The sequence below is a fragment of the Streptomyces sp. NPDC059534 genome, from assembly GCF_042743475.1.
Classification (GTDB): Bacteria; Actinomycetota; Actinomycetes; order Streptomycetales; family Streptomycetaceae; genus Streptomyces.
In genome coordinates, this window is sequence record NZ_JBHWAQ010000148.1 from 1 (window position 1) to 1,264 (window position 1,264).

Genomic DNA, 1,264 nt, shown 5'->3' on the forward strand with positions numbered 1-1,264 from the left:
ATGAAGTTGCTGGACCAGGACCCGAATTTCTTCGAGTCCGACGCACATGCGGTTCCCTGCCCCCACCAGGCGGTGTCGCGGGCAGCGAAGGTGGCGTTCACCAGTGTGGTGACGGCGGCCCGGAGGTTGTCGACAGTGATGAAGTGCCGGCGCACGTGCCGCAGGGCGGCCTCGGTCTCGCCATGTTCGCCGGTCGCCACGATCGCGCGGATGCCCATGTTGGTACCCAGGGCGAACAACGCGAGTAGCAGGCGGCGCTGGAGGGTGACGCGGTCGATGCGCTCGTACGCGGCGACGGAGGCGAACTCGTCGGTGAAGCCGGTCAGGAAATCGGCGTTCTTCAGCACGTCCAGGAGGTCAAGCACGCCCCAGCGCCGTACGACCTCGTCCTTGAGGGCCTGGAGGCCAGTGGGCTCGTCCAGCTTCTCCAGCTTCGGCACGGTGATCCACGGCTCGCCTTTGCGGGTGGTGACCTTTACCCCGCCCGCCGAGCCGTCCGCGAGCGCTGCCGATAGCCGGTCCAGGCCGTCCGTCATCCGCCGCTTCAGGCCGGCGATGAACTCCTTGGGGTCCTGGGGCTGGCGGATCGCGGAGTAGTGCACACTGCGGGTGGCCTCGAAGTCTCCGGGCAGGTCGTCCTCCGGGTCGCCCCACCGTTTCCCGCCCTCGACGTAGATCTCACGGCGTCGGATCGCGTCGCGCAGCGCGACCAGGACACACAACTCGTACGGGATGCGCTCAACCCTGCCTTTGTCGTCAATGACCGCCTCGCGCCAGTCCTTGCGGACGACGCCGTCCATCGGCACCACATCGCCGGCGTCGTAGAAGCGAGTCTTGCCGTCGACGTCTGCGTACTTCGCTAGCAACGCGACGGCGTCCATCACCGGACGGTACGCGGTGTTGTTGCACTGGAAGCCCAACGTGTTCAGCAGCGGCGGCAGCATCTGCCGGTAGTACGAGCTGTACGACGAACGCAGCGTGGTCCGGACCTTGGCCTTGAAAACCTTCTCGTTCGCCTTCGCCTCGGCCACCAGGTCGCGCAGCGCCTTCTCCCCGACCACCGGGTACAGCGCTGTGCGCACCACCTCGTCCGGCTTGCCGATCGCCGCGGCGGCGAGCTTGAAGAGGATGCCCTCCTTGCCCCGGACCTTTTCAGCTCCGCCGTCAGCTGCTTCTCCACCCGCCGCTCGGCACGGGCGTTGATCTTGTGGACCAAGGCGACGAGCAGTTCCACCAAAGCGTCGGTGATCTCCGCCTGGCGGGA

General features: G+C 66.9%; 1 protein-coding gene. It reads right to left on the minus strand.

Features of this window, described 5'->3' with window-relative positions:
* The coding region (locus ACFVZH_RS40410; protein WP_384905644.1) for a Tn3 family transposase at positions 1 to 1,264 on the minus strand (1,264 nt) is incomplete at both ends.